This is a genomic window from uncultured Turicibacter sp., from assembly GCF_938044715.1.
GTDB classification, from domain to species: Bacteria; Bacillota_I; Bacilli_A; order MOL361; family Turicibacteraceae; genus Turicibacter; species Turicibacter sanguinis.
Window position 1 is genome coordinate 1 of sequence record NZ_CALIOS010000055.1, and the last position, 25,311, is coordinate 25,311.

The 25,311-nt window shown below is 32.9% G+C and carries 28 protein-coding genes; 6 read left to right on the plus strand and 22 right to left on the minus strand.

Translation table 11 applies throughout. From position 1 onward, the window contains the following. Positions 1-121: 121 nt before the first annotated feature. The 8 genes from QWC74_RS05985 to QWC74_RS06020 all read right to left on the minus strand — a co-directional run bounded on the left by QWC74_RS05985 (position 122) and on the right by QWC74_RS06020 (position 7,298). Positions 122-439 (minus strand): PTS lactose/cellobiose transporter subunit IIA, encoded by a 318-nt coding sequence (locus tag QWC74_RS05985; protein ID WP_006783849.1) that lies wholly within the window; start codon positions 437-439, stop codon positions 122-124. Positions 440-454: 15 nt separating this feature from the next. Continuing rightward, entirely contained in the window at positions 455-1,360 is a 906-nt protein-coding gene (locus QWC74_RS05990; RefSeq protein ID WP_006783850.1) for an ROK family protein, read from the minus strand. 3 nt (positions 1,361-1,363) lie between these two features. Then, on the minus strand, positions 1,364-2,752 hold the full coding sequence (locus tag QWC74_RS05995) for a glycoside hydrolase family 1 protein (protein ID WP_006783851.1): 1,389 nt from the start codon (positions 2,750-2,752) through the stop codon (positions 1,364-1,366). A gap of 89 nt (positions 2,753-2,841) precedes the next feature. Beyond that, complete coding sequence (gene celB / locus QWC74_RS06000; protein ID WP_006783852.1) at positions 2,842-4,143, minus strand: PTS cellobiose transporter subunit IIC; 1,302 nt, start codon at positions 4,141-4,143, stop codon at positions 2,842-2,844. A 37-nt stretch (positions 4,144-4,180) separates the two neighbouring features. Then, on the minus strand, positions 4,181-4,489 hold the full coding sequence (locus QWC74_RS06005; RefSeq protein WP_006783853.1) for a PTS sugar transporter subunit IIB: 309 nt from the start codon (positions 4,487-4,489) through the stop codon (positions 4,181-4,183). 224 nt (positions 4,490-4,713) lie between these two features. Beyond that, positions 4,714-5,661 carry an ROK family protein gene (locus QWC74_RS06010; protein WP_006783854.1) on the minus strand — a complete coding sequence of 316 codons (948 nt, stop codon included), beginning with the start codon at positions 5,659-5,661 and terminating at the stop codon, positions 4,714-4,716. Between the two features lie 17 nt (positions 5,662-5,678). Continuing rightward, positions 5,679-6,383: a GntR family transcriptional regulator gene (locus QWC74_RS06015; protein ID WP_006783855.1), complete on the minus strand. Its 705-nt coding sequence runs from the start codon at positions 6,381-6,383 to the stop codon at positions 5,679-5,681. A 159-nt stretch (positions 6,384-6,542) separates the two neighbouring features. After that, positions 6,543-7,298 carry a M15 family metallopeptidase gene (locus tag QWC74_RS06020; RefSeq protein WP_006783856.1) on the minus strand — a complete coding sequence of 252 codons (756 nt, stop codon included), beginning with the start codon at positions 7,296-7,298 and terminating at the stop codon, positions 6,543-6,545. A gap of 182 nt (positions 7,299-7,480) precedes the next feature. On the opposite strand from QWC74_RS06020, the gene QWC74_RS06025 reads away from it, so the two are divergent. Genes QWC74_RS06025 through QWC74_RS06035 form a run of 3 tightly spaced genes read left to right on the plus strand, consistent with a single transcriptional unit; the run spans position 7,481 to position 9,857 of the window. Further along, entirely contained in the window at positions 7,481-8,005 is a 525-nt protein-coding gene (locus tag QWC74_RS06025) for an RNA polymerase sigma factor (protein WP_006783857.1), read from the plus strand. Beyond that, positions 7,995-9,317 carry a DUF4179 domain-containing protein gene (locus tag QWC74_RS06030; RefSeq protein ID WP_006783858.1) on the plus strand — a complete coding sequence of 441 codons (1,323 nt, stop codon included), beginning with the start codon at positions 7,995-7,997 and terminating at the stop codon, positions 9,315-9,317. The genes QWC74_RS06025 and QWC74_RS06030 overlap by 11 nt, the downstream gene beginning before the upstream one ends. A gap of 9 nt (positions 9,318-9,326) precedes the next feature. Further along, on the plus strand, positions 9,327-9,857 hold the full coding sequence (locus QWC74_RS06035) for a VanZ family protein (protein WP_006783859.1): 531 nt from the start codon (positions 9,327-9,329) through the stop codon (positions 9,855-9,857). A 16-nt stretch (positions 9,858-9,873) separates the two neighbouring features. On the opposite strand, the gene QWC74_RS06040 is transcribed toward QWC74_RS06035, so the two are convergent. The 8 genes from QWC74_RS06040 to QWC74_RS14815 all read right to left on the minus strand — a co-directional run bounded on the left by QWC74_RS06040 (position 9,874) and on the right by QWC74_RS14815 (position 15,168). Continuing rightward, complete coding sequence (locus QWC74_RS06040) at positions 9,874-10,368, minus strand: CarD family transcriptional regulator (RefSeq protein ID WP_006783860.1); 495 nt, start codon at positions 10,366-10,368, stop codon at positions 9,874-9,876. Positions 10,369-10,616: 248 nt separating this feature from the next. Continuing rightward, positions 10,617-10,979, minus strand: a complete 363-nt coding sequence (locus QWC74_RS06045) for a hypothetical protein (protein ID WP_006783861.1) — start codon at positions 10,977-10,979, stop codon at positions 10,617-10,619. Between the two features lie 18 nt (positions 10,980-10,997). After that, a complete protein-coding gene (locus QWC74_RS14810) occupies positions 10,998-11,111 on the minus strand; it encodes a CarD family transcriptional regulator (RefSeq protein WP_006783862.1) in 114 nt (37 codons plus the stop codon). A 417-nt stretch (positions 11,112-11,528) separates the two neighbouring features. After that, on the minus strand, positions 11,529-12,251 hold the full coding sequence (locus tag QWC74_RS06050) for an N-acetylmuramoyl-L-alanine amidase (RefSeq protein WP_006783934.1): 723 nt from the start codon (positions 12,249-12,251) through the stop codon (positions 11,529-11,531). A gap of 129 nt (positions 12,252-12,380) precedes the next feature. Continuing rightward, positions 12,381-13,082, minus strand: a complete 702-nt coding sequence (locus tag QWC74_RS06055) for a hypothetical protein (RefSeq protein WP_006783933.1) — start codon at positions 13,080-13,082, stop codon at positions 12,381-12,383. After that, positions 13,079-14,509, minus strand: a complete 1,431-nt coding sequence (locus QWC74_RS06060) for a cell wall metabolism sensor histidine kinase WalK (RefSeq protein ID WP_006783932.1) — start codon at positions 14,507-14,509, stop codon at positions 13,079-13,081. The genes QWC74_RS06055 and QWC74_RS06060 overlap by 4 nt, the downstream gene beginning before the upstream one ends. A gap of 2 nt (positions 14,510-14,511) precedes the next feature. Next, positions 14,512-15,045: a response regulator transcription factor gene (locus QWC74_RS06065; RefSeq protein ID WP_330938294.1), complete on the minus strand. Its 534-nt coding sequence runs from the start codon at positions 15,043-15,045 to the stop codon at positions 14,512-14,514. Then, entirely contained in the window at positions 15,046-15,168 is a 123-nt protein-coding gene (locus QWC74_RS14815; RefSeq protein ID WP_006783930.1) for a response regulator transcription factor, read from the minus strand. It lies immediately after the preceding gene. A gap of 157 nt (positions 15,169-15,325) precedes the next feature. On the opposite strand from QWC74_RS14815, the gene QWC74_RS06070 reads away from it, so the two are divergent. Then, entirely contained in the window at positions 15,326-16,039 is a 714-nt protein-coding gene (locus tag QWC74_RS06070; protein WP_006783929.1) for a pirin-like bicupin family protein, read from the plus strand. Positions 16,040-16,078: 39 nt separating this feature from the next. Here QWC74_RS06070 and QWC74_RS06075 read toward each other — a convergent pair whose 3' ends face one another. Then, positions 16,079-17,629: an AbgT family transporter gene (locus QWC74_RS06075; protein ID WP_006783928.1), complete on the minus strand. Its 1,551-nt coding sequence runs from the start codon at positions 17,627-17,629 to the stop codon at positions 16,079-16,081. Positions 17,630-17,949: 320 nt separating this feature from the next. Here QWC74_RS06075 and QWC74_RS06080 point away from each other — a divergent pair, with 320 nt between their 5' ends. Both QWC74_RS06080 and QWC74_RS06085 read left to right on the plus strand, forming a co-directional pair. After that, positions 17,950-19,917 carry a M28 family peptidase gene (locus QWC74_RS06080; protein ID WP_006783927.1) on the plus strand — a complete coding sequence of 656 codons (1,968 nt, stop codon included), beginning with the start codon at positions 17,950-17,952 and terminating at the stop codon, positions 19,915-19,917. Positions 19,918-19,979: 62 nt separating this feature from the next. Beyond that, the gene (locus QWC74_RS06085; RefSeq protein ID WP_006783926.1) at positions 19,980-20,432 is read left to right on the plus strand and encodes a YdeI/OmpD-associated family protein; all 453 of its coding nucleotides are present in this window, start codon (positions 19,980-19,982) and stop codon (positions 20,430-20,432) included. A gap of 46 nt (positions 20,433-20,478) precedes the next feature. On the opposite strand, the gene QWC74_RS06090 is transcribed toward QWC74_RS06085, so the two are convergent. The 5 genes from QWC74_RS06090 to QWC74_RS06110 form a co-directional block, all read right to left on the minus strand. Continuing rightward, positions 20,479-21,195 carry a glycerophosphodiester phosphodiesterase gene (locus QWC74_RS06090; RefSeq protein WP_006783925.1) on the minus strand — a complete coding sequence of 239 codons (717 nt, stop codon included), beginning with the start codon at positions 21,193-21,195 and terminating at the stop codon, positions 20,479-20,481. 94 nt (positions 21,196-21,289) lie between these two features. Next, complete coding sequence (locus QWC74_RS06095) at positions 21,290-22,075, minus strand: Cof-type HAD-IIB family hydrolase (protein WP_006783924.1); 786 nt, start codon at positions 22,073-22,075, stop codon at positions 21,290-21,292. Between the two features lie 16 nt (positions 22,076-22,091). Continuing rightward, positions 22,092-23,435 (minus strand): ABC transporter substrate-binding protein, encoded by a 1,344-nt coding sequence (locus QWC74_RS06100; RefSeq protein WP_006783923.1) that lies wholly within the window; start codon positions 23,433-23,435, stop codon positions 22,092-22,094. An 18-nt stretch (positions 23,436-23,453) separates the two neighbouring features. Then, a complete protein-coding gene (locus QWC74_RS06105; protein WP_006783922.1) occupies positions 23,454-24,278 on the minus strand; it encodes a carbohydrate ABC transporter permease in 825 nt (274 codons plus the stop codon). Continuing rightward, entirely contained in the window at positions 24,278-25,213 is a 936-nt protein-coding gene (locus QWC74_RS06110; protein WP_006783921.1) for a carbohydrate ABC transporter permease, read from the minus strand. The genes QWC74_RS06105 and QWC74_RS06110 overlap by 1 nt, the downstream gene beginning before the upstream one ends. Positions 25,214-25,311 lie beyond the last annotated feature (98 nt).

Genomic DNA, 25,311 nt, shown 5'->3' on the forward strand with positions numbered 1-25,311 from the left:
CATAACCCCAAACTTTTTCGCTATAAAATGGATTTAATTTTATAATTTTTGTCATTTCTTCATCCTCCTAGCTCCCATTAGAGTTTCAAAAGGGAGATTTTTATCTCCCTTTAGTTATAACTTATTTTTTCACTAATTCATATAAATTAATGAATTCTTCTGCCATATCTAAAACTGTCATTCCGTTCATTAAATGGTCTTGTGAGTGAATTAATAAAACTGAAATTTCATTTTTTGAACCATTTGCTTCAGCTTGAATTAAATTTGTTTGGAAACGATGAGCTTTATTCACTTCAGCACGAGCTTCCGCTAATAATTCTTTTGCTTCTTCAAATTTTGCTTCTTTAGCTAATGAAATAGATTCCATGGCCATGCTACGTGCATTCCCTGCATACATAATAATTTGAAAACAAACTTCTAAAATTTCTTCTGCATTCATATCTCTTTCTCCTATCTAATCTAATTTATATTGTGTAATAAAATTGCAATAGCTTCCCATTAATCCAGCATCATTTAAAAACTTACATCGATCAATTTTCACATAGTCTGTTAAATCTGATGAGAAACTTGGTGTGTAGGAGCTAACCCTTTTCGTAATTTCTTTAATCAATCCATCTTGTTGAGAAATTGCACCACCAATTAAAACTTTATCTGGATTTAGAATATAACAAATATTATAAATCGCCATTGCTAAACTATCATAAAACTTATCAATGTTATGTTGGCATATTTCATTTCCAAGCGCTGCGCGTTTGAAAAGTTCAACTCCATCAATTTCTTCACCTAACTCATTTACTGTTTTCTCAATTAACGCTCGAGTTGATGCATAGTTACTTAAGATATCATTTTCTGGCATTGAAGATTTGATTCCATGAATAAACATGAAACCAAACTCTCCCGCCATAAAACGATTTCCATTATAAATTTTATTATTAATAATAATTCCGCCGCCAACACCTGTTCCAATTGTTAAACAAACAATATTATCGTATCCTTTTCCATTACCGAGTGTATGTTCCGCAATTGTTGCACAATTTGCATCATTTTCAACTGTTACGAAAAGATTATACTTTTCTTCAAAATATTTCTTTATGTTTAGACCATTGAATCCATCAATAATATTGCCTGACTCGATCACACCTAACTTTGTATTTACAAATCCAGGACTACTAATCGTAACACCTATAATGTCATAACGCATTTTATAATCCTCAATGACACGGCACATTTCCTTCAAAACATCTTGTCCATTATGAATATTTGTTTTAAAGTAACTCTTTTCTAGAATTTGTTTGTCGATACTTAAAACGGCGTATTTAACATTGGTTCCTCCGATATCAAAACAAACAATTGATTTCAAGATTTAGAATCCTCCTTGCTCTGATAATTCTTTAAACCAACGACCACTTTTCTTAATTGTACGTTTTTGTGTTGCTAAATCTAATGCAATTAATCCATAGCGATTTTTGTAAGAATTCGTCCAAGACCAGCAATCAATGAATGTCCATAAATGGTATCCACGGCAGTTAGCCCCTTCTTCAATGCCTTTATGTAACCATGCTAAATGATCTTTAATGAATTCGATACGATAATCATCTTCAATAACACCTTCAGCATTAATATATTGTTCTTCTCCTTCGACACCCATTCCATTTTCTGAAATATAGAATTCAATATTTCCATAATTATCTCTTAAATTGATACAGATATCATAGATTCCTTTTTCGTAAATTTCCCATCCACGGTATGGATTCATTTTACGACCTGGCATTTCATAGTTATCAAAGAACCAGTCTGGCATGAATACATCTTTATTAACTTCTGTTTCTTTTGCTTTAATACGACGTGGTTGATAATAGTTAACACCTAAGAAATCAATGGTATTATTTTTAATGATTTCTAAATCATTTGCTTCGTAAGTTGGTAATACATCATTTTCTTTTAATAACTCAACTAAGTCACTTGGGAATTCACCTTTTACTGAAGGATCTAAGAAGCTACGATTAAAGAATAAATCAGCAATATGAGCTGCTTTTACATCTTCAGCATTTTCAGTTGAACGTGGATAAGATGGCGTTAAGTTTAAGACGATTCCGATTTTTCCATCTTGTCCTAAAGCTTTATACGCTTCAATAGCTTTCGCACTTGCTAACATTGTATTAAATCCAACTTGTGCAGCACGTTTTCCATCGATTACATTTGGATAGTGGAAATCATATAAATATCCACCTTCTACTGGTACGATTGGTTCATTGAATGTTGTCCAATGTTTAACACGGTCTCCAAATAACTCAAAACATTTTTTCGCAAATGCTGCATAAGCATCAACTACTTCACGGCTTTCCCATCCACCAATTTCTTGCATGCACATTGGCATATCAAAATGGAATAAGTTCATAATTGGCATGATTCCTTCTTCTAATAAGGCATCAATCACATTATTATAGAATTCTACTGCTTTTGGATTAACTTCACCTACACCATTTGGAATTAAACGTGCCCATTGAATAGATGTTCTAAATGAATTGTGTCCTGTTTCTTTTAATAATTTGATATCTTCTTTATAGTTTGAATAGAATGTTGATGTATGTTCTGGTCCTACACCATTATGGAAACGTTCTGGTTGAATTTCAAACCAATGATCCCAAATTGTTTTACTCTTTCCATCAACATCTGCACTACCTTCACTTTGTGGTCCTGATGTCGCAGTTCCCCACCAAAATCCTTTTGGAAATTCATATTTTAAAGTCATAATAATACTCCTCTTCCTTATCAATTTTAATCTAATTAAATCAATTAAATCCTTAATCTTAGACTAAGGACTTAATTGATTTTTATTTTTTATTCTTCTGTTTCAAAGCTTTTTTCTTCTATAACATTACGTTTATCTAACGCTTTTAAGAATGGGAACCATACGACACCCACGATAAGCATTTGAACGATTTGTAATAATCCACCACGTAAAGAGTTTGTTGCTAGCATTCCACTGATAAATACTGGTGTTGTCCAAGGAACAGCTACACCTGTTGTCGATGGAACTAATCCACTAGACATTGCAAAGTAAGCAACTGATGTTGCAATAATTGGCGCTAAAATCCAAGGAATTGCAATAATCGGATTTAATACAATAGGTAATCCAAAGATAGTTGGTTCATTAACATTGAAGATTCCTGCTGGTAATGCTAATTTACCTACTTCACGTAACTGGCGGCTCTTCATGAATGCTAAAATCATAATTAATACGATTAATGTCATTCCTGTTCCACCTAAACCAACTGTGAATGTTTCCATGAATTGTTTTGTAACAACATTCGGTACCTCTAATCCCGCTTGGAATGCATTAAAGTTTTCAAGTGATAATGTATTCCAAATTGGGTCGATCACTGAGTTAACAATAATTTGTCCATGTAATCCAAAGAACCATAAAACTTGAATGGCAAATACTGCGATTAAAGTCGCTGCCAATCCTTTACCTAAACTTGTTAAAGGTATTTGAATAATTTCATAAATGAAATCATGCACATTTCCCCATGGTGTAAATGTAAATCCAATACGAATTAATAAGAAAACAGATAACGTCACAACAGCAGGGATTAAAGCAGCAAATGATTTTGAAACGGCTGTCGGTACTGATGGTGGCATTTTAATGATCCAGTTTTTCTTAACGACTTTAGCATATAACCAAGCAGCGAAGAATGAACCGAACATTCCAACGAACATTCCCTTCGCACCAAGGCGATCAATATTGAATACACCATTTAACATTTCACCTGTATCTCCAATTGGAGCATCAAATGGTGTTAATAAGAAGAAGGCTGTTAAAGAAATTGCAGCACCGAAAATCGGATCTACGTCTTCTTCTTTACTAAAGTAATAACCAATACCTAAACAAATGAAGATTGTTGCAATTGACATTGTCGCTGTTGATGCTGGAATTAACGCATTTTGTACAGCGGCTAATCCTGCATCTCCCAATAATTTATTTAAATACGGGAAGTTAGCAATGATTAACATAATTGAACCAAAAATAGTCATAGGAAATGCTAACATGAATGCATCACGTAAAATTTTTAATGCCTTATTGTTATTTAATTTTTCACCTATAACCATAATGGGTTGTTCAATTTTTTCAAAAAGATTCATAGTCTTTCCCCCTATAAGTTATTTCAGATGGTGTTTATTATTTATTATTAATTAAATCCATTGCTTGTTTTAAAACTGCTTTTCCATCGCAACGTCCATAACTTACTGGAGCAATAACTTCAACCGGGATATTTAATTCTTGCCCTTTTGGCGCATATTTAGATTTTAAGAAACGCATTTGAGGACCAAATAATAAAACATCTGCTTTTTGCATTTCAGCATCTACTTCACTTTGTCCAACTGCCCAAATTTCAGCTTCAATTCCTTGTGCTTGCGCAGCTTCTTTCATCTTGTTTACTAAAAGACTAGTTGACATTCCTGATGAACATGCTAATAAAATTTTCATATTTATCTTCCTCTCCTTGATAGGTGGCTATAATTAATATTTGTACCTACCTATTTGTTTTATGTCTATATTATAGCACTTTCATTTTGTTTTGCAAGTGTTTTCTTTTGGTTTTTTTATAAAAATAAAGCTGTTTCATCTTTAGTTTACCCAAATAGGCTTATAACTATATTTATATTTTGTTGTGAACTACTTCTAAAAAATAAAAAAAAACGCTAGTTTAACTAGCGTTTTTCACCTAAAAAAGCTGCACCGATAATTCCCGCATCATTTCCAAGCGTTGCAACTACGATATCTGCAAATTTTTCATTTTTATATAAAATATGTTTTCTAATTTCAGTGTCTAAGCCATCCAAAATAATATCGCTTGATTTAGAAACTCCTCCACCAATTGCAATAATGTGAGGATCAAGGGTATTGATTATACCCGCAATCCCAATAGCTAAATATGACTTAAATCGTTGAATAATTTGTTTAGCTATTTTATCTTCCTCTCGATAAGCATCAAATACCATTTTTGCTGTAATAGTCTCTAGTTTCCCCTCACATTTAGCATAAATTGAGGTATTCTTATTTTCCGCTAATAAATGTTGGGCATATTTAATAATAGCTGTCGCTGAACAGAAAGTTTCAAAGCACCCGTTATTTCCACAATTACAATTAAAATAATTTTCTCCAATCACAACATGCCCAATTTCTGAGGCCATTCCATGAGCTCCTGTAAATGGAATTCCATTAATAATAATTCCTCCACCAACACCAGTTCCAAGTGTTAGCATAACAGCGATAGGATGTCCTTTCATACTTCCAAAATGACTTTCTGCAATAGCTGCTACTGTTGCATCATTTTCAACATAAGTATTAACAGTTGGGAACATTTCTTTTAGCTTATCCACAATATTAACCTGGTGCCATCCAAGGTTAACACATGTTACTTCACCCTTTTGATTGATAAAACTAGGAATTCCAACACCAATCGATCCAATTTCTTGCATCGTTAAATGAGATTCATCTAATAAACTCATGACAAGATTAAAAATATCTTGCATAACCTTATCAAAACCAGCCTCAGAATCTGTCATACAATCTCTTTTCACTATAATTTCGCCAAATTCATTGACGATTCCTGCTTTAATTCCTGTTCCTCCGATATCAATTCCAACAAACTTCATTCTCAAACACACCCCTATTAGAAATTAGCTAATTTTAATAATTTTGTATTTTTATAATTATGAATGACCTTAGATACCTCAAATACAGTTCCATTCGTTAAAAATACTGTATTTTCAATTACTAAAGTCGGATCATTTTCTGATAATTGTAATAACTGTGCCGATTCACTATCCAACTTATCAGCATAAATAATCTTATCTGCAAATCCAATGCTCAATTTTAAATCATTGATAATAAAACTATAAATAGACCTATGAGCAATTTCTTCGCTCATATAAGGAATCACATTTTTATTTAAATAAGTATATTCAACCGCAAATGGCTCCTCGTTAACATATCTTAATCGTTCTAAGAAATAAATATCCGTTCCAACATCACACTTCATCTGTTTAGCTAAATCTTCATCTGCATTAATGACCATGAGATTTATTAATTTGCTTTCAATTTTTTTATCAGGAAAATCTCTCGTAAGTCCTTTTAAATTTTCTAAACTCACATAATCTTGTAATGAAGCCTCTCTAATAAAAATACCACTACCTTGCACTTGGTAAACATAACCTTTATTAACAAGCATCGCAATGGCCTTTCTAATTGTTGTTCGACTTACCTGATATTTTTCAATTAAATCTTCTTCACGAGGTAATTTTTTCACTTCATTATACTTCCCCGAAAGTAAATCCGCTTCAAGTTCTGATACTATTTGCTTATATTTTGTACTCATAAAATAACACCTTCTGCCTCAAATATCTTAAATACATTATAACAAATCAAATATAGGTTTACAAATTATAATCAGAAAACACTTTTAAATTAAATGATATAGATCCTATTTCATCTGTTATAAAACGAAAAGCTGGATAAACTTATCCAGCTTTTCGTTTTATAATAAATCTAGTAAATTATTTTCTAAAATATATTCCTCTAAAATCCAGCCATTCTCATAAATTTCAGTCGCAGCATCAATTCCGACATAGCGTAAATGCCAAGGTTCATATTGATAACCCGTTAATAACGTTTTATCCTCTGGATATCTAATAATAAAACCAAATCGATGTGCATTCTCAGCTACCCATTTCCCTTCTTCTGTTTCACCAAACTCAACCGTTAACTCTTCATTAACAGAATCCGATGTAATATCAACTGCGAGTCCCGTTTGATGTTCACTATGACCGGCTCTTGCACTATAGGTATCAGCTGCTTCTCCACCATCTGTAAAAACATATCGATCATATAAGGCAACTTGAGTTACATATGAACGATATCCACTGCGGGCTGTTAAATTATAACCATATGATTTGGCGACAATAAACATTTGCTTCAGTGCATCCGCTGCAGATTTTCGTAAGTAATTAGACTCATTAGTGCTATCCCTATTATAAAGAGGAACTTCTAGTAACACTAAATCATCTGGTTCATACTCATCAGATAAGCGATAATTCTTATTGACTAAAACCGTTAAATTTTCTGGATTGTTAACCCAGACAATTTTTTCATAGAAATTTCCCATCACAAAGGCATGTAATTCTTCCTTTTTATGATTAAAGTAATTCACAACACTTAATCCTACTACAAAAAATAAGACAGTTGAAATTACCATGAGTCTAAGTTGTTTTTTCGAACAATATTGATAAGCCAATTTAATCACCTACCTCAATTCAAATTTTTTAATTGATTTATTATGGACCATTTATTTACCTTTATTTCAACTTTTTAAAAATTCGTGTCACAAAAATCACCTTTTGAGCGTTATAAGATTGTAAAGAAAATTTATTCATTTAATGCTACACTTAAATTTAACGTATGACGAAAGGGGAATGAATGGTGACTCATGAACAATTAAATGCTTCATTCTCAGATGGGGGAGAAATCGAGTTAAATGAAGCAATCACCCTATATGGCCAAAATCTCATGAGATATTGTCACAATATTTTGTGTGATTATCATGAAGCTGAAGATGTCGTACAAATGACATTTGTTAAAGCTTATCAAAAAAGGCATCAATTTAGGAGCGGTAGTTCATTATCTGCTTGGCTTTATCGTATTGCTTATCATCACTGCATGGATATTCTTAGAAAGCGAAAGCTTCTCTTCTTTCTCCCAAAGCAAGAAAATGATCATCACATGAGTGAAGAAGTTAAAGAGGCATTAGCAAAGTTATCCACAATGGAGCGCGCGTTAATTTTCAACCGCATTATCGAGGAGCGTGACTACAAAGAGCTTGAAGTTATTTACAATCTGCCCGCTGCCACGCTTCGTAAACGATATGAACGTGCAAGGAAAAAGTTATCTGAACAATTAATTGAAACTTTACCAAATGGGAGCGTGATGATGAATGAAATTTAATACCCAAGAACAACAACTAAGACAATTACTTGAGCAGATTGATACACCAAAGGTCGACAACTTACACGAAAAGGTTCACCAAAGACTGACTCAAAAATCACCTTTTTCTAAAGGACTAAAAATGACATTAGCCACTTGTCTTTGTCTATTTTTAGCACTTCCTGTTGCTGCCTCAACTCCAACTTTTCAAAAGCTCGTCTATCTTATCAGCTCTGAAATGATTGATGCCCTTCAACCGATTAATTTAGTGAGCGAAGATAATGACATCAGACTCGAAGTATTAGGCGCGTTAAATGATGAGGAACAAGTCGTTATCTACCTCACACTACAAGATTTAAACGGAGATATCTTAGACGAAACACTCGACATTTACAATTACACACTTGATGGAGTCAGTATTTTAAATATACAAACCATTGATTACAATAAGGAAACAAAAACAGCAACCCTTCGCTTACAAGGTAACGGTGGAAAACACCTAAACGGAAAAAGCATCCGTTTTGGAATTCAATCATTCTTAACCAATAAAAAATTCTATGATAACATGGATGTTCCTTTAGATTGGAATGAACTGTTATCCACAACTCCCGAAATTATCACGTTGGGTGAGCATGATTCCTCAGGTGGTAGTGGTCTGATTACAGTGAATGACACAGCTATTCAAGTGTTAAAACCTAATCAAATGGACATTAAAATTCCAGGTCTTGATTTCGTAACCATTACAAATGTTGGTTATGTCAATAATCGCCTTCATATCCAAACAAGATGGCTAGAAGATAACATCGATGATCATGGTTATTTCTATTTCACTGATTCATCTAATCGTAGAGTCAATAATAAAAGTTGGAGCATTAGCTATGGTGTTAATGAAAACAATGAAACTGAATATGGGCGTATCATGACAGAATATATATTCGAAATCTCTCCAGAAGAACTTTCCACTTTCAATCTCCACGGAGATTTTGTTTCAAATGATACTTATACTGAAGGAAATTGGAATGTGAAATTCAAACTAGACTCAACAACTGAGATGTTTACTCAAAAAACAGATATTAAACAAGGGAGCACCACAGTGGCTGAAGTAAAAATTTCTCCTCTTGGAATCACGTTAAATATCGTAGGAGAATTAATACCTGAAGATTGGCAAGTTTCTTTAATTTTAAAAGATGGCGCTAGAAAAACACTTTCTTCAAGAACTTCGATGACCATTCAAGATGAAACAACATTAAAGTTTTCTGACCCAACCTTATTAAAGCTTGAAAATATTGAAGCTATCCAAATCAATGACACGATAATCCCCCTACCAGAATAGGAGAACATCATGCTAACTATCTTTTATACCTTTATCGGATTATTCATCCCCTGTCTCCTACTTGGAACACTACTCTACTTACTTGTCGTTCTTTGCCTATGGTTCACTAAAAAACGACAATACTTTACCTTCAAAAGATGCCTTATCGAATTTACATTTTGTTGTTATTTGATTGCCCTCGCTAATCTAACTGGACTTTTTAACATTAGACTTTCTTATTTCTTCAGTTTTCATGCCACACCTAACCTAATCCCAATCCTCAATACACTACGTGAAGTTTTTGAGTACGGACCTTACGTTTTAAAACAAGTTTTCTTAAATGTTGCCCTATATGTTCCATTTGGAATATTAGTTTCACTATTACTAAGAAAACCTACATTACTTCAACTCCTACTATTAGCTGGATGCACATCCTTACTAATAGAAACTCTACAATATTTTGGAGGACGATTTGCTGATATCGATGATTTACTTTCTAATATAATAGGAGCCTTACTCGGATATCTTCTGATCAAACTCATCAAAAAAGCCATTGACTAATCAACGGCTTTTTCTTTTAAGCAATATATTGTTCAATATAATTAGGAATCTCTTCAGGATTTAAATCCAAGATAAATCCTAATTCTTCATTCAATAACTTTTCGGCTATTTCAAAAACTTCATCATCACTTTTATTTAATCGTGTTCCTTTAAAATCTTCTAAAGTTCGATATGAGTAAATTGTCTTGACAATCGTGATTAAGTCACTACAATTTCCTTGCTTCACCATACATCGGAATTTCTGGTTTCGTTCTCGATCATCTTTTATCCATAATAATTCTAAATCAGGAATTCCTTGAATTAATTGATTTACTTCATCCTTTGAATGAACCATTCTGATAGTCTCATTACCGTGCGCAACAGAAACTTTAATTGTCATTTCCGGTGAAGAAATAGGACTTAAAATATAAAAGGACTGTGCCGGATAATTTAGAAAACATTCTTCCTTAATTCCTTTTACCTTACATACCCCTGTTAATCCATATACAATATAGTCATCAATTCTGAACATTTTAATCACGTCACCTTTCTCACAACTTATCATTGCTTTAACATTCTTAAAACCGAACTTGACTGTATTTAGTTGGCTATTTCATTACTTTAAAAAAAATAGAATGTAAGAAAAGTTTTCTAAAGTAAATTGCACCTCTTATCTATTATATACCATTGGCTCTATAAAAAATGCCTATTTTCGTAATTACTAGGGAAAAAAAGTTATTATACGTCACATGATTTAATAAATTGTTCTCATAGAAAACTCTAAATAATACATTCTCCAATATAAGTGGGAACATCATCTGGATTTATATTTAAAACAAATCCAAACTCTTCATTTAGTAATTTTTCAGCTATTTTAAAAATTTCATCATCATTTTTATTTAATCTTTTTCCTTTATAGTTATCTAAATATTTATAGGAATAAATGGTTTTAATAACAATAATCCACTCATCACAATTTGCATTTCGTAACATCTGACGAAATAGATTGTTTCGTTCACGTTCATCAAAAATCCATAATAACTCTAAATCAGGTATTTTCTGAATTAACTCTTTAACTTCATCCGTAGAGTGAATAGGTCTAATATTTTTAATCGTATTTAAAACTGGAATCTTAATCGTCATTTGAGGTGAAAAAACAGGCTATAATACATAAAATGATTGCTGAGGATAATCTAAGAATTTTTCTTCTTCAATTCCAATCACTTTACAAACTCCCGTTAGCCCATACATAATATAGTCATTCATTCTAAACATTTTTAATCACGTCTTCCTTTCTGACTGTATCTCGTAATGATGTCACTTCTATTTTATCAGTTTTTCAAAATTGGATGTAAGCAATAAATTTTCTACTCTTCCTCTTTTTCTACTTCATTAGACATCAAACACAATCCAAACAATACATTTTCGACTTTAATTGACAGAAACACTATCATCCTAAATCGAAAAATGTCTGCCGAGATAAATTTCTTAAACATATAAAAAATGAACCCTATGGGATGGGTTCATTTTTTATATGTTTATTTCAGCTTAGGGGAATAAATTTATTCTCTTATCATCAGGATAAGAAGAATTTAGGTCGAGAGTTTTTTCTCAATAGATAGTGTCTTCCTCACAAGGGATGTGAGGAAATAAACGACTTCATTACAAAATTAAACATTTTATCTACTCCAATCATGATTCAAAAAATTGATTAATTCCATTTACCATTCCTGTTACAAGTTTATATTGGTAAGCATCACTTTGAAGAAGTGATAACTCTGATTTATTGGTCATATACCCTAACTCAACTAAGCAAGCCGGCATTTCTGTTTTTCTGGTCACCACTAATTCATCATAAGCACGAATTCCTCTATCTCTTGCACCTGTAGTTTCAACTAATTCAGTTTGAATGAATTGAGCTAATACCTCATCTGACTCTGTTTTAGTACTTTCATTATAATAAACTTCAATTCCACTAACCGTTGAATCATCGATATATGAATTTTGATGGATACTAATAAATAAATCTGCCTCTACTTCATTAGCAAACTCTGCTCTTTCAGTTAGCGTTAAATACGTATCATCACTTCGCGTCATCATCACTTCATATCCTTCTTCTTCTAAAGCACTCTTTAGTTTTAACGCAATCTGTAAGTTAAGATCTTTTTCATCAACATTTGAAATGCTACTCCCTGGATCTTCATCTCCATGACCCGCATCAATGACAATCAATTTTTGTTTCTCTTCTTCTATACTTCGTGCGAAAACTTGTATCTCTGATGTAGCAGGCTCTATCAAGTCTTCCTTTTTTAATTTTATATTCGTCAATACACCTATAGCTGTTAAGAGTAAAATAAATAAACTCATTTTTATATATTTAAATCGGGGTTTTTGTTTGCTATTTCTATATCGCATTTTCATCCCTCTTTTCGTCAATCTCTAACATATTGAGACAATTATGTCGATTGCATCTATGAAAGATTTAAAAAAGTTATATAGAAGTTGTAAAGTTTTAAAAAGATGCATCCTAAGATGCGTCTTTTTTTAATTTAACGTCGACCAAAACCCAAGTGAACATCTCACGATACGTAATGTATAAGGATTTACTTCTAATAAAAAAGATTGTTCTTTTGTTTGCTTATCATAATACGTTAACTCATAATTATTAGAAAAATCAGAGCTTCCAATCTCAAAGCTAAGGGTATCAGGATTAATTCCCATAACCATCTCAATATAATTTTGACACATAGCTATCACTTCCTCTACCTCAACTTTATCACCATCAGAGAATCGAGTTCCTTTTGAACAATCATCAATCTCTAATAGTTGACCACTACTAGCCGTTAAAATGACTTGATAATCATAAGTTTCACCTTTCATTTCAACAATAAAAATTCCTTCACTCAATTCATCATTTAAACTATCAATCACTTCTTCTGAAAAAGAAAAGAGGTACGGCTTATGTTTCCATTCTAAAATGAGATTTTCCATTGTTTCAGATTCATAAAACTGAACAGCGATAGCAACATTATCAAGTTGTAAACTTTTTTGAAGGTAGCTATTCACAGCTTTAATACTAATATCTTTAATCGTATCAACTGAAACAATTCCATTGTAATTAGAACTAATATCTAACGCATTTGTTTCAATCTTTTGACTCATCAAAGTATCAAGTTGAATCGTATTAAAGAGCCGAGAACATCCACTAAGAAATAAACATCCTAAAATAAAGATTATTTTTCTCATAATGCTTCCCCTCCTATCTTTAGAAACTTGACCATTATTTTTGTGCCTTGATCAATCTGACTTTCAATTATTAATTCTCCCTGATGTAACTGAATAATTTTTTTACAAATTGCTAACCCAAGACCTAATCCATTATTTCTCGTCGTTCTGACTTCATCTACCATATAAAAGGGTTGCGTTATTTTATCAAGATGTTGCGGTGAAATCCCGCATCCCTCATCTTCAACGATTAATAAAATTTCATTCTGTAGCGACTCACAACGAATCGAAATGTTATGGTCTTCTTGAGATGCTTTTATCGCATTTTCAACTAAATTAATAATCAGAGATTTCATTAAATCTACATCCATTAAAAACTCACCATCTTCACAATTAACAATCAAATTCAAATGATACGCTGAGGTCTTCATTTCAAGAATAGGTAAAATGGATTCAATGACATCTTTTAAATTTCCTCTTTGAAGTGGAAGATTTTCCTTCTCAAGTAATACTAAATTCATCAATTTAACTGAGATTGTTTCCAATCGTTTTCCTTCATTATAAATAGTATCTAATGCTTCTAAAAATAACTCTTCATTGTATGGCGATTTTCTTAAAAAATCAGTATACCCAAGAATTGAAGTTAATGGTGTTCTCAGTTCATGGGTAAAGTCATTAATAAAATTTTGTTTATCTTCGTTACTTTTAGCAAGCTCGTTAATTTTAATTTCAATTGCTTGAGCCATCTCATTAAAATCGTGAGCTAAACGTCCCATTTCGTCATGAGTACGAATCTGAAGTCGTTCGTTATAATGGCCACTTGCAATAACTTTCGTCGAATGAACCATTCGTTCAATCGGTTTTGTAATAGATTTGCTCACTGCAAACATTGAAATAAAATAGATTACTAACGCTAGGGCATCAAGTAAGATAAAAAACTGATATTCCTGAATTCTATTTATATATAAATGAGTTAAATCTCTTACATAAGAAATTCGATAAATCGTCTGTTCTACTGGAACTGAAATGGATGAAAACAAATAAGTTTTCCCCTCAATTTCCCTTAATATATAATTAATTTCATCTGTCTTAATTTGATCATATTCAATACGTCTATCAGGCAATTTAAAATCAATATTCGTATAAATCATCTCATTACTATCATTAATAATTTCTATGTAATTTATTTCTTTGCCACTCCCATAAACAACATTTTGAGCATATGACTTTAATAACTCTTTGGTATAACTTTCATCATTATAAATCTTAAAAACAGGCCCCATCGCGACAATGCCTTTATAAATAGAATCCGTCTGACTAAGCGTACTTTCAACTTCTTGATTTAGCATATTAGAATGATTCTCTTCAATAATGAGCACCCCAGATATATTAAAAATAATCGTAAAGACAATCATCGAATACAATGTAATCTTAATCCAAATCTTCACGATTAATCCTCCAAACGATATCCAATTTTATAGACTGTTTTAATCTCCTCTTGTAACCCTAACTTTTTACGTAGCGCATTAATATGCATATCAACTGTCCGAGTTTCACCATAATAATCAATTCCCCATACTTTTTCAATTAACTGTTCACGGGATAAGGCAATATTCTTATTTTTTAACAGTGTTAAAAACAAATCATATTCTTTCACTGTGAGATACACGACGTTACCATTTAGCTCAACTTCACGCTTTTCATCATTCACCGTAATATTTTTATATGTTAACAATTTATGAACTTTACCATATCTTCTTAAAACTGCTTCAATACGAGCTAATAACTCTATCGCTTCAAAAGGCTTGACCATATAATCATCTGCCCCTAAACGTAGACCGTCTACCTTATCCATCGTCGACGTCTTTGCTGTTAAAAAAATAACCGGAATATTTAAGGGACGTATTTTTTCCATTAACTTAAATCCATCCATTCCTGGAATCATCACATCAAGTAAAATAAGATCAAACTTTTCTTTTTGAATTCACTCAAAAGCTAATAAACCATCCTCAACTGATTCCGTTAAATAGCCCGCTAAATTCAAATTTAATTTAATTAAACGCGCAATGCTCAAATCATCTTCTACAATTAAAACCTTATGTTCCATATGATTACTCCTTTCTCCTTTGATAATTATACTTCTTTTTGTTACCTGGGAAATAAATTTCCTGTCGAATTTAATCGTAATATGAAGTATACTTTCAGCTAACTCATCAATACTATGAGTAGGCGTATGCCTAATTTTTAAGATGGGGTGAAATACTATGCTCAGAAAACTCGATCATCAGTTCATGGGTGGTGCAGTTTACGATTGGCTTGAGTCAACATACCACTTTTCCTATGCTGATTACTTCGATCAAGCGAATCTTAATTTCGGTGTCTTACGTGTTTTAAATGATAATATGATTGCACCACATAGTGGATTTGAAGCTTGTCCCCATAAAGATATGGAGATTTTAACATACGTCATCTCTGGAACGTTAACTCATACTGATAGTATGGGCAATACCACTCACTTAACTCGTGGACAAATGCAATACTTAAGCGCTGGTACCGGTACAACACATCGTGAGTACAACGATCAAGATGAACCGCTTCGACTTCTTGAAATGTGGATTACTCCAGATAAAAAAGGACATCAACCAACATATGGAGTCTATCACTTTGATTGGGATGCACGTCATAATGAATGGTTACATATGGCATCTGATTTAACAGATGATGCCCCTATTACCCTAAATCAAGACGTTAATATCTATACGATTCTTTTAGACGAACATAATACGGCTGATATAAATGTTGGGGTGAATCGTCAAGCTTACCTTCTTCAAATCGAAGGCTTCTCAGAAGTGAACGGGATTGCATTAAAAGAGAAAGATTCTCTTGAAATTATAGAAGATCATGTTCATATTGAGGCGACACATGACTCACATTTTATTGTCATTGAAATGAAAAAAACAGATCATCCATATATGTAAAAAAGGCTTGAACAAAATGTTCAAGCCTTTTAATTTTTATTACATAAAGATTGAGATTCCAGGTCCTAATGGTAAGTTGAATACGAACCAGATAATTAATAACAGTGTCCATCCAATTAATAAAGAGATTGAATAAGGAACCATTGTTGAAATTAAAGTACCAATTCCTGAATCTTTATCATATTTATGAGCGAATGTTACGATTAATGCGAAGTAGCTCATTAATGGAGAGATTAAGTTAGTTGTAGAATCTCCGATACGATAAGCCATTTGCGTAAATTCTGGTGTGAATCCAACTTTCATTAACATTGGAACGAATACTGGAGCTAAGATAGCCCATTTAGCAGAAGCTGATCCCATGAAGATGTTGATAAATGCTACTACTAAGATAAATAAGATAACTAATGGAATACCTTGTAATCCGATTGCTTGTAACATATCAGCACCTTTAACCGCGATGATTGTTCCTAAGTTAGTATAACTGAAGTAAGCAACGAATTGAGCAGCGAAGAATACTAACACAATGTATGATCCCATTGAAGCCATACTTTTACCCATTAAGTTCATAACGTCTTTATCATTCTTAACTGTTTTAGCACCAACACCATAAGCGATACCAACTAATCCGAAGTATAATGCAATGATGAATACTAATGAATCCATAAATGGTGATTTTAAGATTCCTTGTACACCTGGATCAGTTCCGCGTAATAATCCATTTGCTGGACCCACTAAAGCAATAATTCCTACTAGGATAACTAATGCTGCGATACCAGCGAATTTTAATCCGCGTTTTTCTTCTTTTGTTACAGTCATTGAATTTTCTTCGACTGTTGCATCACCTTTATAAGCTCCTAAACGTGGTTCAACGATTTTCTCAGTCACGAATGTTCCGATAACTGTGATTAATACTGTTGAAGCAATTAAGAACCACCAGTTCGCTTCCATCCCAACTACATAGTTTGGATCAAATAACTTAGCTCCTTCAGTTGTTAATCCTCCAAGTAATGAATCAGTAGGACCAACCATAACGTTAGCACTGAATCCTCCAGATACCCCAGCGAATGCCGCTGCAAGACCTGCCATTGGATGACGTCCAACACTTAAGAAAATAATAGCTCCAAGAGGAATTAATACTACGTATCCAGCATCAGATGCGATACTTGATAAAACCCCTGCAAGTACAACAACTACCGTAATTAAACGTTTTGGTGTACTCATAACTAATTTCTTTAATAAAGCTGAAATGAATCCAGTTCCTTCAGCAAGACCAACCCCAAGTAATGCTACTAAAACTGTACCAAGTGGGGCGAATCCAGTAAAGTTACTTACTGCTGATTTAAATAAATATTGAACACCTTCTTTTGAAAGAAGACTATTTACTGTTACTGTCATTTCCTCAACAACATTCGTTGTACGATTAATCCCCTCGTACGTTACCGAAACTCCTGATGCTGCTAAGATTGCTGATAATACAACGATTACTCCACATAAAATTAAGAAAATTGTTGCTGGATGCGGTAACGCGTTCCCAATTCTCTCTACTCTATCGAGTATTGTTACTTTTTTCTTGCCGTTTTTCTTACTCATATGCTTACCTCCTTGTAAATTTAGCCCTTCTCCCTATGAGGCGAGGTAGTTTAAATGGTTAAACATAATTAATTATACCCAGAAAAGATTACCACATACTAGCGGAAATATATTCCAAAAAAACATCAATTTTACATCATTTTGATACAAAATAAGCAAGAAAATACCACTAAAAGTACACATTTTTTTATTTTTTCAAACTTTTAACAACTAAAAAACAATGATAATAAACTTTAATTTCTAATTTAAGCCTACAGTGTAACCAATTACGCCATCGCCTAATATATTATTAATAATGCTAAATATAAGGAGATGAAGCGATGAGTTATCAAGAGGACTTAGATATCTTTTACGATAAAATCAACGTTGAATATGCTACCTATGTTGCGACTACCCTCGCCAACTTTGGTTCTAATGAAGAACTTGGTTTTAGAACAGCCGGATCTCAGGCAGAAACTGAGGCCAGCAACTTCATATTTCAAGAATTTATAAATATTGGCCTTCAAAACGTCAGAAAAGAACAAGTTAACATTGATTCCTGGGATTTTAAAAATGCCGCTTTATATTATGTCGATAAATTACAACCTAAAAAAATTACATTAAGTTCTTATGCAAATAACTGTATCATTGCCAACAAAGAATTTGAACTTGTTTATGTTGGACGTGGAACTCGATCTGATTATCAAGATCTCGATGTTAAAGATAAGTTGGTATTAATTGATTTAGATGAATATATCGGATGTCAGGTCGGAGTCTCAGCCTATCAAGCTAAAAAAAATGGAGCTTATGGAATCATTGTTGCTCCATTTGAAAATGACGATAAAATTATTACAGAATCTCTTAACTATGATAATTTTATTGCTCCTGCTAACATCCCTACTTTTTCAATGAGCTTAAAAGATGCTAAAGCGTTGAAAAAACGGCTTGGGAAAAGGGAAAGTTTATCTGTGATTTTAAATTGTTATAATACGGTTACTCCTGATCAGCAGTCGTATAATGTGATTGGGGAAATTCCTGGTGAGCAATCGGATGAGTTAATTTTGGTAATGGCTCACTATGATGGAATTTTTCATAGTTTCCATGATGGAGCGAGCGGTTGCGGATTATTGCTCAGTTTAGCGAGAACTTTAAATTTGAGTGATTATAAGCCTAAAAAGACAATTATCTTTATTGCTCATAGCGCCAGAATTTGGGGGATGACGAATTCTTCGTTTAATTGGTCAGTCGGTAGTTATCAGCAAATAAGGTTTAATCATCCGGAATGGGCTGAAAAAGCTTTTATTGCAATTAATTTAGAAGGATTTGTCGCACAAGATGATTGTGATTCCCATATGATGAAAACAACTTATGAATACCAACGGATCATTCAATCTATTGAAAAGCTTGTCCGGGGATGTCCCTATAAAAAAGGAGCACTCGTTGATGCCCCAACGACTATTTTAAGTGATGATTTTCCTTATTCTCAAAGTGGGGTTCCGACCGTGATTAGTTATCGTCCAGATAGTGAGTACGTCAAAACAACGTATCGAACTAATTACGATTTGATTCAAAATCATTTTAGTCCCGCAGCTTATTTATACTGTCACAAGCTTTATGGAACGCTCATTATCCTCTTCGACCAAATGAAGATTAAGCCTTTTAACTTCGAGGCTTTGTTTGAGGCTCTTGAAAATAGTCTTGATTATGAGACATACCATCAGTATAAATCGCTATATCTTGAGATGCATAAAGCGAGATGGAGTGCTAAGAAATTGTATGACTATTTGAATCAGAACGAGTTTAGCAATCAAGAAATCAATTATTTGAATAAGCAACTTCACTATATTTATCTAGAGATTCAGGAATGTTTTGTGCGCCTTTCATGGAACGGATCCAGTATTTTTCCTCATGAGGCTCATCAAGAGAATATTTTTCAACTTCGTGAAGCAATTCGGTTATTGAAAAATCAAAAAGTTCCTGAAGCTATTATCGAACTATGTAAAATTGATTTAAATTTATTTAATTATTATTACGATAAAGACACATTTGATTTTTATGTGAACCAATCGTTATATGAAGACGAGCGTCATCTTGCTTGGGGGAAAAATCTTTTACTTACCCATCTTGATTTATCAGATATTATTGAAACATTACGTCATAAAAGTAATTGGGAGAACCTCTATCCCGTGATTGAACAACTCAATCAAATTTTAGTTAATGAACAAAATCAACAAGCAAAGGTTGTTAACGAAGAAATTCATCATCTTAAAAAATTAAATAGCTGGATTAAATCCTTATATAAAAAATAATGACCATCTCTGAAGAATTTGATATCATTAAAAACGTACTATTAAAGTGAGGTTATAAAGAGATGCAAGCATTTAATGCAAAAATAATAGAAGCAAAAACAAAGGGTGGAGCTTATATCGAGATTCCATTTAATGTTGAAGAAGTTTATGGCGCTAAACGAGTAAAAGTTATTGCATCATTTGATGGAGTCCAATATCGTGGATCACTTGTAAAAATGGGAACTGATTGTCACATCATTGGGATTAAGAAAGAAATTCGTGAACAAATCGGTAAAACAATCGGTGACACTGTTACGGTGACACTAAAAAAAGATGAACTGCCTCGTATTGTCGAACTACCTGATGAGGTCAAATCGTTCTTTGAACAACATCCACAACATCTAGAATTTTGGAATTCTTTATCTTACTCAGTTCAGAAAAAAAACATTGATTCAATCAACTCAGCAAAAAAAGAAGAAACGCGTGCTAAACGATTAGCCACACTACTTCAAAAAATACAAAATAAAGAAAAGTAAGAGAGCAGATTATTCTGCTCTCTTACTTTTTATGAAATTAATTCTTCTATTTTAAAATTTCATCTAATAATGCCGGATAATCAGTGAAGATTCCATCTACGCCTGCTTGAATTAGCTTTCTCATATAGGAAGGTGAATTCACGGTATACACATTCACGAGAATACCATTAGCATGAGCTTCTTTAATTAAATCTTCAGATACCCATCTCAAATTAGGATGAATAGCATCAGCTTTTAAAACTTTCGCAAACTCAATGACATTTTCAATGGGTTCATCATACAACAGGCCTGTTTTAATCCGTTCATCGAGTTCTTTACAAATACGAATCGATTCAGGATTAAAACTTGAAATCAAAATTTGATCGACTAATCCATATTGATGAATTAATGAGATGACATCCTCTTCAATTCCCACATAGTGAATTTCATCTGTTTTTAATTCAATATTTAAAATCACGCTATGTTGCTTGATTAACTTAAAGACTTTCTCAAGCGTTGGGACATTACAGTTATCCACTGTTTGAAATAATAATTTTCTCGTCTTTAGGGCTTGTAATTCTTCTAACGTAAAATCTTGAACAAGACCTTTTCCTCTAAGTGTTCTCTCAACATCCTCATCATGAATAACGACTAATTGATTATCCTTACTTTTATGAACATCAAGCTCAATTCCTGTCGCTCCTGCTTTAATTCCTTCTAAGAAAGCAAGTAACGTATTTTCAGGAAAATCTCCACTCGCTCCTCGGTGAGCAAAATTAATCATAAACACACCTCACATTTTTAAACTTTACGACGATCCCAATTTAAAAACTATCCTTATAAAATAACACATTGTCTCCTGAAATGAAGTCGTTTTTCTAAATTAATTTCAAATTTTTTAAAGCGTTGTAAATACCATTCTCATGGATGCTATCCGTTACGTAAGTTGCTCTTTCCTTTAATAAATCACAACCATTCCCCATCGCAATTGAATAATCCACCTCAGCAAACATCTCTAAATCATTAAATCCATCCCCAAAAGCATAGTACTCCATCTCCTTACCACTTTGATGTGACTTAAGATAACGAATTGCGCTCCCTTTACTACAATGTTTATTGAAAATATCGTATCCGTCCTCAATATCAATAAGCTTTACAAAACTAAACTGTGGATAAGATTGACGCATCATTTCAATTTCACTATCCTTAATATATGCATTAATTTGAAAGACTTCATACTTTTCAATTTGATTTAAAATATCTTCTTCTAAGTATCCTAACGGCATATTGTATTTAATTGAAAACTCTGCTACCCAGGCCTGATTTAGTTTTCCTTTACTCTCATGAAGAAAATGAATACAATAGGGCGTTTGATTTTTTTCAAAAACCGTTAAAAGATCTCTGACTAACCTTTGATTCATGTATTCTTTATAAATCACTTCATCATTCACAGTAATTAAGGAACCATTAGCAGAAATAATCGTTTTAAACATGTCATAAAAAGATTCTTGTTTAACCATAGCCAAAGATCTTCCTGTTGCTATGGCTATATTAATATTTTTCTTTTTTAAAGATTTAATTGCCTGTATGGTACTTTTTGAAATCATATTTTTTTCTCGACAGACGAGTGTATTATCCACATCAAAGAAAATTGATTTATTCATTTACATTCCCTCATTTTTAATTGTTTGCTTTATTATATTTTTCTAACGCCGTATTAATTGTTTTTGCAATGTTAGAAACTGCTGTCTGTGAATCAATTTCATTATTTAAAACTTTTTCAATATTTTCTTCAATTGAAGCACGAGCTTCTGGGAATACGCCTAAAAGGGCTCCTGATTGATTATTAGATTCTCTTAGTTGATTAATCGCTGTTAAAAATTCAGGATTTTTTTCTAAATGTTCTTGCATTGATTCAATGCCATAAGCGTCTTTAGTAACAGAGAAATATCCTGTTGCAGCTGCCCATTTTGCTTGGCTTTCTGCCGACACCATGAATTTAATGAATTCAAAGGCAGCCTCTTGTTTCACATCGCTTCCTTTATCCATGATCCATAATGAGGCCCCACCAATTGAAACACCACCTTCATCAGTTGAAGAAACTGATGGTAAATAAGCAGTCCCTAAATCAAATGATTCACCTACTTTTGATTTAATATCTGTTAAAGAAGCAGTTGATCCAATAATCATCGCAACCTTCCCAGAGCCAAACGCATCTAAAACAGCATCATCACTACGCCCTAAATTTAAAACATATCCTGAATCAATTAAATTTTTCCATCCCTGAATAATATTGAATGCCCCACCATTTTCATCAAAAACAACCGACGTCGCAATCCCATCACGTCCGTTTCCTTCATTCGCATAATCAAGACCTTGTTTAATTAAGAATTGTTCAAAAAACCATCCATATACTCTCATTGAATACCCATAGCGAGTCTCTGTCTTTAACATTTTAGAAAATTCAAGAATTTCATCGAAGTTTGTTGGTGCTACTTCAGGATCTAATCCTACTTCTTCAAATGCCGTTTTATTATAATAAAGAATTGGTGTCGACGTATTAAATGGCATTGAATATAACGTTCCATCAATTTTATAGTAATCTAAAATATTTTCTTCGAGGGAAGAAATATCATATCCATCACGATCAATCAATTCTTGCATTGGCGTTGCATACCCGCTATCGATCATCCATTTTGTCCCAACTTCATATAACTGCATAATATCTGGTCCTGAGTTTCCTAGAGCAGCACTTTTTAATTTATTAATCGAATCATCATATGAGCCTTGATACTCGGCCACTACTTTAATGTTACTTTGAGAACTATTGAATTCAGATACTAAAGTCTCAATCGCTTCTCCACCTTTCCCCCCCATAGAGTGCCAAAACGTCACCTCAGTTACTTTACTGGTCGATTTCGTCGCATCAGTTGAATTTAATACTTCATTTCTTCCACTACACCCTACTAATAATGATGTTGCTAAAATACTAGCCCCTGCTACTGGTAATAATTTACGTTTCATTATCTATTTCCTCCCTTTTTATCCTTTTACTGATCCCGCTGTCATTCCTTGAACAAGTGATTTTTGTCCTAAAATAAACACTAAAATAGATGGGATTAAAATTAAAACTGCCCCTGCTAATACCACACCATAATTGCTCCCTTCAGCAAACTGAAGCATACTGATTCCGATTTGTACGGTTCGATTATTTCCATTATTAATCGTTAACAATGGCCATAAATATTGATTCCATGTACTAATGAATGTATAAATCGATAAAGAAGCAATCGCTGGTTTTGAAATTGGAATTAAGATTTTGATTAAGAACATGAAGTTACTACACCCATCAATTCTTGCTGCCTCAATTAAATCTTTAGGTAACGTTAAGTAGAACTGGCGAATTAAAAAAATTCCCATCGCTGATGTTAAAAATGGAACAATTAACACCTGTAAACTATCTGTCCATCCCCATGAACTTACCGTTAAAAAATTCGAAATAATCGTTGTTTCCCCTGGAATCATCATTGTTGATAAAACCATTAAGAATAATAATTTCTTTCCTTTGAAATCGTAGAAAGCAAAAGCGAATGATGCTAAACTCGCGGTAAAAACTTGGCCGATTGTAACTAAGATTGAAACAACAAAACTGTTTACAATAAATCTAAATAAAGGAACACTATTGATTGCCGTGTGATAATTTTCAAGTGTAACCTTACTTGGTACTAGCTTAGGTGGATACTGTGAAATCTCTCCCGGTGTCATGAAGCTTAATGACACCGCATATAGAAGTGGTCCAATAATAATTACTCCAACCACAAGATTAACAATCGTTAAAATAACTCGATTTTTTTTAGATGTTTTCATTATTGATAATGCACTCCTTTTTTCTCAAATTTGAATTGTATTAAAGTGACAATCATCATGATGAAGAATAAGACAATGGCTTGCGTACAAGCTGTTTCAAATCGTCCGTTAAAGAATGCTTCTCGATAAATGGAATGAACTAAAACATTCGTTGAATCTCCTGGGCCACCTTGTGTTAATAATTTGATTTGGCCAAAAGCCTGAAAAGCATTGATTAAATTCATGAAAATTACTAAGAACATTTGAGGCGATACCATTGGAATAATGATATTTTTTAATTTTTGAAAAAAATTTGCCCCATCAATTGAAGCACTTTCTAATAGTTCTGCTGGAACATTACGGAGGCCTGTCGTTAAGAAAATAAAGTTGAGTCCAAGATTTAACCAAACCGTGACGACGGCAACTGAGAAAAGAGCATACTTCGGATCAATTAACCAACCGATTTCTTGTCCTAACACAAAATTTAAAATGCCGTTGGTAGGATGGAAAATCATCGTCCATATAGCTGCGGCTGGAGCTGATGCAACCGCCATCGGCAATGAAAATAAAAGTTCATAAACTCGATTTCCTTTTAATTGATTGTTTGTGAGTAAAGCAAGAATAAATCCAAGAATAACGGCTGGTGTTGCGACCATTAAGACAAACTTGAATGTTACCAAAATTGAGTTATAAAACTCTGGTGATGTGAATAACTCAATATAATTTTCTAATCCGACAAATGATTTAATTTCTCCTCTTAAGTTAGTCGTGGATAAACTTAACATAATAGTTTTAAGAAATGGATAAAACACGAAAATCAAAAAGATGATAAAGGCTGGTGCTAAGTAAAAAAATGGCTCCATCTTTTTAATAAGATTCCGTTTGTTTTTAGTTACACTAATCCTTTCTTGCCCTCCCGTTTTAATCTTTGTAGAAATAATTGATTCTAAAAGCATTAATCTTCCTCCCTAGTCACTCTTTTCACACGATACTTAAACTATAGCAGTAGAAATTTAAGAGAAGATGAATGAATCGTTAATAAAAATTAATAATA